An 8,168-nucleotide genomic window follows, 5' to 3' on the forward strand; every position below is an offset into this window, starting at 1 on the left:
GGTACGGGCGGACACCCACACGGGCGAACTAAAGTCGTCCGTATGACGAAAACCCCGGACAGCGCCGTCCGCTCCTACATTGACCAGCACCAGGCCGCATTCCTGCAGGACCTCTCCGAGTGGCTGAGCATCCCGTCCGTCTCCGCCGACCCGGGCCGCGCCGGTGAGGTCCGCCGCTCCGCCGAGTGGCTGGCCGCGAAGCTGGCCGAGACGGGGTTCCCGGTGGCGGAGGTCTGGGAGACCGACGGGCTGCCGGCCGTGTTCGCTCAGTGGCCGTCCGGGGATCCGTCCGCCCCCACCGTCCTGGTGTACGGCCACCACGACGTGCAGCCCGCGGCCAGGGAGGACGGCTGGGCGACCGAGCCCTTCGAGCCGACGATCGTCGGCCGGCAGCTGTTCGCCCGTGGTGCGGCGGATGACAAGGGACAGGTCTTCTTCCACACCCTGGGTGTCCGGGCGCACCTGGCGGCCACCGGCCGTACCGCCCCCGCAGTCAACCTCAAGCTGCTGATCGAGGGCGAGGAGGAGTCCGGTTCGCCGAACTTCGCGAACCTGGTCCGCCGCGAGGCCGAGCGCCTGGCCGCCGATGTGGTGATCATCTCGGACACCGGCATGTGGGCCGAGGACACCCCGACCCTGTGCACGGGCATGCGCGGCCTGGCCGACGCCCAGATCGACCTCTACGGTCCGGACAGCGACATCCACTCCGGCTCCTTCGGCGGTGCCGTCCCCAACCCGGCCGACGTCGCCGCCTCGCTCGCCGCGGGCCTGCACGACGCCGACCGCCGGGTGGCGATCCCGGGCTTCTACGACGGCGTCGTCGAGCTGACCGAGCGGGAGCGCGAGCTCTTCGCCGAGCTGCCCTTCGACGAGGCGCAGTGGTTGAAGGTCGCCAAGTCGTACGGCACCCAGGGCGAGGCGGGCTACACCACCCTGGAGCGGGTCTGGGCCCGGCCGACCGCCGAGGTCAACGGCATCTGGGGCGGCTACACCGGCCCCGGCGGCAAGACCATCGTGCCGGCCGAGGCGCACCTCAAGCTCTCCTTCCGGCTGGTCGCGGGCCAGGATGTCGAGAAGGTGCACGAGGCCGTCCGCTCCTGGGTGGCCTCGCAGGTGCCCGAGGGCATCCGCTACGAGCTGGTCTTCCCGGGTGCCACCCGGCCCTGCCTGACGCCGCTGGACCACCCGGCGCTGCAGTCCGCCGTCCGGGCGATGGGGCGGGCCTTCGAAAAGAAGATCCTCTTCACCCGCGAGGGCGGCTCCGGCCCGGCCGCCGACCTGCAGGACGTGCTCGGTGCGCCGGTGCTCTTCGTGGGCATCTCGGTGCCCTCGGACGGCTGGCACTCGATCAACGAGAAGGTCGAGCTGGACCTGCTGACCAAGGGCGTCGAGACCGCCGCCTACCTCTGGGACGACCTGGCCGAGAACTTCCGTCAGGCGTGAGTGCCGATCACCACGTGCAGTTGACAACCAGAACGGGGATGGACCGAGTTGAGCACCGTGCCTGATACCAAGCCTCTCGCCCTGGCTCGCGCCGGCGTGGACCGGGCTGCACAGCACCGGTTCGACGAGCCGTGGCTGGCGGCGGCCTGGAGTCACCCGAGCACCAAGGTGCTGCCGATCTCCGGCGGCGAGGTCTTCGTGGTCGACACCGAGGTGGGCACCGAGCTGGTGCTGCTGCCTTCCTTCCAGGTGCCGCAGGAGGGCGACCGGTACTTCCTCGGTACCGACGAGGACGGCGTCTCGTACTTCGCGCTGGCCGGCGAGAGCCTGCCCGGCCGGCTGGACGGCGACGCCCGCCCGGCCGGGCTGCGCGAGGTCGGAGCGCTGCTCTCGGACCGCGACGCCGGGCTGCTGGTGCACGCGGTCGCGCTGGAGCACTGGCACCGGCTGCACAGCTTCTGCTCCCGCTGCGGCCATGCGACCGAGAAGGCGGGTGCCGGGCACGTGCGCCGGTGCACCTCCTGCGCCGCCGAGCACTACCCGCGCACCGACCCGGCGGTGATCATGCTGATCACCGACGAGCAGGACCGCTGCCTGCTCGGCCGACAGGCGATCTGGCCGGAGGGCCGCTGGTCCACGCTGGCCGGTTTCGTCGAGCCGGGTGAGTCGATCGAGCAGGCGGTGGCCCGGGAGGTCCGGGAGGAGTCCGGGGTCAAGGTCGCCGAGGTCCGGTACGTGGCCAGCCAGCCCTGGCCGTTCCCGGCCAGCCTGATGCTGGGCTTCCTGGGCAAGGCCGCTCCGGACGGCACCGCGATCACGGTCGACGGCGAGGAGCTGGCCGAGGCGCGCTGGTTCTCCCGCGAGGAGCTGCGGGCCCAGATGGCCGCGGGCGAGATCTTGCCGCCGTCCGGAATTTCGATCGCGCGTCATCTGGTCGAACTCTGGTACGGCGAGCCGCTGTCCTAGACGACTCACCGGCAGTCGTCGGCCCGCAGGATCGAATAAGGGCGTGCAGATAGTCTCTGCACGCCCCTTCGGGCTTTATTGTCGGATTAATTTGATCGATTCCTTGGCTGGATTCGATGGCTTCCGACCGTGATTGTCGGGGTTGTCCGGGAACGGGTCCGGGCGATGGCCGGGGATCTTCCTGGCCGGCCAGGCGGCCGCCGTGGGCTGTCCGGGGCGGCGCGTTGCCGATCGGCCGGGTGCGCGTTGTACCGGTGCGCGGTACTGGCAGGGGCGCGGATCCACCACCGGTGCGCCGGCCGGAATGCGGTACCGGATTCGGCGGAGGTGTCACCGCCCGTCCGCAACCGTTCCGGTCCGGATCAATGCCTGAATCCCCGATCCCGGCCGGTATTGGCCGGTTCCGCTGAAATGGCGCAAGCCCTCTCGCTACATTCACTGGGGTGACAATCCCAAGGGGCAGTGCCCAATCACCGAAGTACCAGCGCCTGGCCGCCGATCTGCGCCGCCGCATCGCGGCCGGGGAGTGGCCGAGCGACGTCCCGCTCCCGGTCGAGGGAGAGCTGGAGCAGCAGTACGGCGTGGCCCGCAACACCGTCCGCCTCGCGGTCGACGTGCTGGTCAACGAGGGCAGGCTGGTCCGCCTCCAGGGCAAGGGGACCTTCCTCAAGGAGCACCCGGTGCTGGACCACCGGGCGTTCGGCCCGGCGCCGGCCCCCGGTCTGCCGGACTGCCTGACCGCACCCTCCGAGGTCTACCCGAAGGAGGCGCAGGCGGCGGGCCGCCGGTTGACGGTGGACTTCGAGATGCTGATCGTCCGGGCCCGGGTGGACGTCGCCGAGCGGCTCGGGATGCGGCCGGGCGAGGCGGTGGTGGTCCGCCGTCAGCTGCGACTGATGGACCGTGAGCCGTACTCGATCGAGGAGAGCCACTACCGGGCGGGGCTGGCCGCCGGCACGCCGCTGATGGAGCCGGACCCGGTGCCGGGCGGCGACGAGTCGGTGCTGGCCGCGCTGGGCCGTACCGAGATCGGCGCGGTGGACCACCTGGTCTCCCGGATGCCGGGGCCGGAGGAGTCGGCCTGGTTCCAGGGCGGTCCCGGTGTGCCCCTGCTGGTGCAGACCAGGGTCACGTACGACCGGCGCGGCCCGGTCCGGGTGGTCGAGTCACGCTACTCGGCGGACCGCTGCCGGTTGGTGTACGGCCTCGGCGAGCTGGCTGCCAGGCCGGTGCCCCAGGCGGGCGGCGGCCCCGGGCCGGAGCCGGCCGAGGCCACCGCCGAGTTGATTCCGGGTCAGGCCGCCAAGGCCTTCTTGACCTGAAGCAGGCTCGGGTTGGTCATCACGACCTGCTCGCCGCCGCCGACCGGCCGCACGAGCACGGTCGGCACGGTCTGGTTGCCGTTGTTCACCGACTCGACGAAGGACGCCGAGGTCGGGTCCTCCTCGATGTTGATCTCGGTGTAGCCGATGCCCTCGCGGTCCAGCTGGCTCTTGAGGCGGTTGCAGTACCCGCACCAGGTCGTGCTGTACATCGTGACGCTGCCGGACATGGCGATGGGCTCCTTAGGGAAGGGGGCGTGCGTTCTGTGACGAGAACATACGGAGTGCTTCCGGCATTCCTCGTGCGCCCGGCGTGTGACGTAGCACGCGCGCCGGTTTGCGGGGCGATTGTCCGACCATCTCGCGGGGCCTGTGGATAACCCGGAACGGAATGTCGGCCGACCCTGCGAGGATGGACGGCATGCAGCAAGAGCTCCTGGGCACCTCCGGCCCGTACGACACCCTCCGCCCCGCCGGTGGGGCGGCGCTCGGCGCCGACGCCGTGCTGGCCGGGCTCGACCCCGAGCAGCGGGCGGTGGCCACGGCCCTGCACGGGCCCGTGTGCGTCCTGGCGGGCGCCGGCACGGGCAAGACCAGGGCCATCACCCACCGGATCGCCTACGGCGTGCGCAGTGGTGTCTACCAGCCGCAGCAGGTGCTCGCCGTCACCTTCACCGCCCGGGCCGCGGGTGAGATGCGCGGGCGGCTGCGCCAGCTCGGCGCCGAGGGCGTGCAGGCCCGCACCTTCCACGCCGCCGCGCTGCGCCAGCTCCAGTACTTCTGGCCGCGGGCGATCGGCGGTGAGGTGCCCAGACTGCTCGAGCGCAAGGTCCAGCTGGTCGCCGAGGCGGCCGGCCGCAGCGGCCTGCGGGTGCAGCGCACCGAGTTGCGCGACCTCACCGGCGAGATCGAGTGGGCCAAGGTCACCCAGATCGTGCCGGACGACTACCCGGCCGCCGTGGTCAAGACCGGCCGCGAGGCCCCGCGCGACCCGGCCGAGATCGCCCGGGTCTACGCCACCTACGAGCAGGCCAAGCGCGACCGCGGCGTGATCGACTTCGAGGACGTGCTGCTGCTCACCGCCGCGATCCTGGAGGACCGGCCGGAGATCGCCGAGCGGGTCCGCGCCCAGTACCGCCACCTCACCGTGGACGAGTACCAGGACGTCTCCCCGCTCCAGCAGCGCCTGCTCGACCAGTGGACGGCGGGCGGCGCCAGCCTCTGCGTCGTCGGCGACGCCAGCCAGACCATCTACTCCTTCACCGGGGCCACCCCCGACTACCTGCTGAACTTCCGCAATCGGCACCCCGAGGCCACGGTGGTCAAGCTGGTCCGCGACTACCGCTCCACCCCGCAGGTGGTCCACCTGGCCAACGGCCTGCTCGCCCAGGCCGGGGGCCAGGCCGCCCGGCACCGCCTGGAGCTGGTCTCCCAGCGCGAGGCCGGTCCCGAGCCGGTCTACGTCGAGTACCCGGACGAGCCGACCGAGGCCGAGGCCACCGCGCACGCGGTCGAGAAGCTGCTCGCCCAGGGCGTGCGGGCGAGCGAGATCGCCGTCCTGTTCCGCACCAACGGCCAGTCCGAGGTCTACGAGCAGGCACTGGCCGACCTCGGTATCTCCTACCAGCTCAAGGGCGCCGAGCGGTTCTTCGAGCGCCCCGAGGTGAGGGACGCGGTGATGTTGCTGCGCGGCGCCGCCCGCGCCGGGGCCGACCCGCTGACCGCAGATGCGCCCGACCTCGCCGGGCAGGTCCGCGCGGTGCTGGCCAGCCGGGGCTTCACCCCGGTGCCCCCGGCCGGCTCGGGCACCGTCCGCGAGCGCTGGGAGTCGCTGGCCGCCCTGGTCCGGCTCGCCGAGGAGTTCGAGGCCGCCCGCCGCGGCGCGGGCGAGCCCTGCGACCTCGCCGCCTACGTCACCGAGCTGGACGCCCGCGCCGCGGCCCAGCACGCCCCCGCCGTCGAGGGCGTCACCCTGGCCTCGCTGCACGCCGCCAAGGGTCTGGAGTGGGACGCGGTCTTCCTGGCAGGCCTCTCCGAGGGCACCCTGCCGATCATCTACGCCAAGACCGACGAGCAGATCGAGGAGGAGCGCCGACTGCTCTACGTCGGGGTCACCCGGGCCAGGGTGCACCTGACGCTGTCCTGGGCGCTCGCCCGCTCCCCGGGTGGCCGGGCGAGCCGCAAGCCCACCCGCTTCCTGGACGGCCTGCGACCGGGCTCGGGCGCCCCCGGCGGGCGCTCGCGGGGCGGCCGCGGCGGGGTGGAGTACGGCGCCGAGCGTCCGGCCGCCCGCCGCTCGCGCGGCCCGGTCAAGTGCCGGGTCTGCGACCGCACCCTGACCGACGCGGTGGAGCGCAAGCTGCGCCGCTGCGAGGACTGCCCCTCCTCGATGGACGAGGCCCTGTACGAGCGGCTGCGCGACTGGCGGGCCCGGCAGGCGAAGAAGCAGGGCGCCCCGGCCTATGTGGTGTTCACCGACGCCACTCTGATGGCGATCGCCGAGGATGTCCCCACCAGTACCGGCGAGCTGGCCCGGATCGCGGGCGTCGGCGCCATGAAACTGGACAAGTACGGGGCTGCCGTGCTGTCGTTGTGTGCTGGGGAGGTACCCGAGGACGAGTCCGAGGGAGACCAGCAGGGGGAGATCACGGGGGGAGACTCGGGGGAGTCGGACGAGCCGGCCTAGCCGCTCGGAAGACCGCTCCGGAACCCGCCTCGGAACTCGCCGAAAAAATAGTTTGCGCGTCGTGCTGGGAGCGCAATAGCCTGCCGGAGCGGTCAAGGGGACAAGACCGCGAGCTGTACGGGGTCACTCCTGAAACAGCTTTCCCCTGCGCACCATCAGCCATGCCTGAGCTTTGCTGTAGCTGAACTTGCAGTACCTGAGCTAGACCTGACAGACATTCGAACATCGGAGCCCGGGGGACTGGGCACCGCGAGACGCCGAGAGGAGGCGATGACAGTGGGAACCAAGATGATCACCAAACTGACTGGCCAGACCGTCGTCGCCATGCCTTGGCGTGCCCTCTCGCAGTTCGCCTTCTGCACCCCGGCCTCCGCCGCGCAGCTGCGTGACGTGGCCGTCCTTGCCGAACGCGGTCTGGGTCTCGACGCCACCGGTCTCTCTGTCGCCGATACCGCCGTTCTCGGCGGCGCCACTGTCAGTGGCGTTGGCAACACTGAAGCCACGTCCGTCGAGGCGGGTCTGTCCCGTGTCGAGCGACCGCTCCAGGCATCGAAGGCCGTCGTAGCCGCCGTCAAGCATGGCGTCTATGCCCAGGTCATCGGTGCCGGAGCAACCCAGAAGCAGGAGCAGCAGCAGATTAACCAGGCCACGGCCGCCTTTGCCGGCGCCATGGCCACCCGGATGCGGGCCTTCCGCGGGCCTGGACCCTGGAGAGAGCGAACCTGAGTCACCCTCAGGTCGGCACTCCAGGGCCGCGGAAACCCGTACACCGGGATCCGCGGCCCTTCTGTTTGTTCGGTACGTCAGACCCACCCTGGCCCCTCGGGGCCTCCGATCCAACCCCACCAGTAGGTCCGGATCGGAACCACAGAGAGAAGACGAGGAACACCCACAGTGTCCACGGTCATCACACCGCCACTCCCGTCCGTACCGACAGACAACACCAAGGCCGACCAGGCCGACCCTCCGGAGGTTTCCCTCATGCAGCTCACCGCGCTCGACGACGCCGAGGCGCTCGGACAGCCCATCCCGTGTCGCGCCTTCGACCCCGAGGTCTTCTTCGCGGAGACGCCGGCGGACGTCGAGTACGCCAAGTCGCTCTGCGGCACCTGCCCCGTAAAGGAGGCCTGCCTGGCCGGTGCGCTGGAGCGGCGTGAGCCCTGGGGCGTCTGGGGTGGCGAGCTCTTCGTGCAGGGCGTGGTCGTCGCCCGCAAGCGGCCCCGGGGCCGTCCGCGCAAGAACGAGGTCGTGGCATGACCCCCGCGAAGTCCGCGGCAGCCGTCCGCCGGGGAGAGCAGCCCCCGCTGGACAGCGCGCTTCGGCACTCCATCCGCGTCGCCGCCGCCAAGGCGGACGCAGAAGCCTCCCGTCCCTTCCCGAGCAAGTACCACGAGCAGGACCACCACATGACCCCCGCCGCCATCGACTCCGCCGTCCGCGCCGAGCAGAGCACTGAACTTCAGATCCAGAACAGGACACGCGAAATGCATCTTCTCCAGGAATCCCTGGCACGGGCCCATATGCAAGAGCGCTTGCAAGAGGCCGAGCACCAACGTCTGGCCGTCCGCGTCGCGCGGGCCGCGAAGCTGAAGCGCCGGGCCGAGCGCGCTTCGCTGCGCGCCCGCAAGGCGCTTGCGGTCGCCGTGATGTAACCGGCCTCCGCGCCTTGCGGTTTGACACCCGCACCCCCGTACGGCCAAAGCGGCAACCCAAGGCGCGAGGGGGGGGGCCACGACCGGAGGGCAGGTGTA

8 protein-coding genes are annotated in these 8,168 nt (G+C 71.4%); 7 read left to right on the top strand and 1 reads right to left on the bottom strand.

Going from position 1 to position 8,168, the window contains the following annotated elements:
* Positions 1 to 42: 42 nt before the first annotated feature.
* The 3 genes from ACWDAK_RS35480 (at position 43) to ACWDAK_RS35490 (ending at position 3,731) form a co-directional block, all read left to right on the top strand.
* On the top strand, positions 43 to 1,443 hold the full coding sequence (locus ACWDAK_RS35480) for a dipeptidase (RefSeq protein ID WP_344638343.1): 1,401 nt from the start codon (positions 43 to 45) through the stop codon (positions 1,441 to 1,443).
* Between the two features lie 48 nt (positions 1,444 to 1,491).
* Positions 1,492 to 2,409: an NAD(+) diphosphatase gene (gene nudC / locus ACWDAK_RS35485; RefSeq protein WP_344638342.1), complete on the top strand. Its 918-nt coding sequence runs from the start codon at positions 1,492 to 1,494 to the stop codon at positions 2,407 to 2,409.
* 443 nt (positions 2,410 to 2,852) lie between these two features.
* Entirely contained in the window at positions 2,853 to 3,731 is an 879-nt protein-coding gene (locus ACWDAK_RS35490) for a GntR family transcriptional regulator (RefSeq protein WP_344638341.1), read from the top strand.
* On the opposite strand, the gene ACWDAK_RS35495 is transcribed toward ACWDAK_RS35490, so the two are convergent.
* Complete coding sequence (locus ACWDAK_RS35495) at positions 3,704 to 3,961, bottom strand: mycoredoxin (protein ID WP_344638340.1); 258 nt, start codon at positions 3,959 to 3,961, stop codon at positions 3,704 to 3,706. The two genes, ACWDAK_RS35490 and ACWDAK_RS35495, sit on opposite strands and share 28 nt — an antisense overlap.
* A gap of 182 nt (positions 3,962 to 4,143) precedes the next feature.
* Between ACWDAK_RS35495 and ACWDAK_RS35500 the strand changes: the two genes are divergently transcribed.
* The 4 genes from ACWDAK_RS35500 (at position 4,144) to ACWDAK_RS35515 (ending at position 8,069) form a co-directional block, all read left to right on the top strand.
* Positions 4,144 to 6,417 (top strand): ATP-dependent DNA helicase UvrD2, encoded by a 2,274-nt coding sequence (locus ACWDAK_RS35500; RefSeq protein WP_344638339.1) that lies wholly within the window; start codon positions 4,144 to 4,146, stop codon positions 6,415 to 6,417.
* Between the two features lie 276 nt (positions 6,418 to 6,693).
* Positions 6,694 to 7,143, top strand: a complete 450-nt coding sequence (locus ACWDAK_RS35505; protein ID WP_427394678.1) for a hypothetical protein — start codon at positions 6,694 to 6,696, stop codon at positions 7,141 to 7,143.
* 168 nt (positions 7,144 to 7,311) lie between these two features.
* Positions 7,312 to 7,674 carry a WhiB family transcriptional regulator gene (locus ACWDAK_RS35510; protein WP_344638337.1) on the top strand — a complete coding sequence of 121 codons (363 nt, stop codon included), beginning with the start codon at positions 7,312 to 7,314 and terminating at the stop codon, positions 7,672 to 7,674.
* Between the two features lie 149 nt (positions 7,675 to 7,823).
* Positions 7,824 to 8,069 carry a hypothetical protein gene (locus ACWDAK_RS35515; protein ID WP_344638402.1) on the top strand — a complete coding sequence of 82 codons (246 nt, stop codon included), beginning with the start codon at positions 7,824 to 7,826 and terminating at the stop codon, positions 8,067 to 8,069.
* Positions 8,070 to 8,168: the final 99 nt, after the last annotated feature.

The sequence above is a fragment of the Kitasatospora sp. NPDC001175 genome, assembly GCF_053598215.1.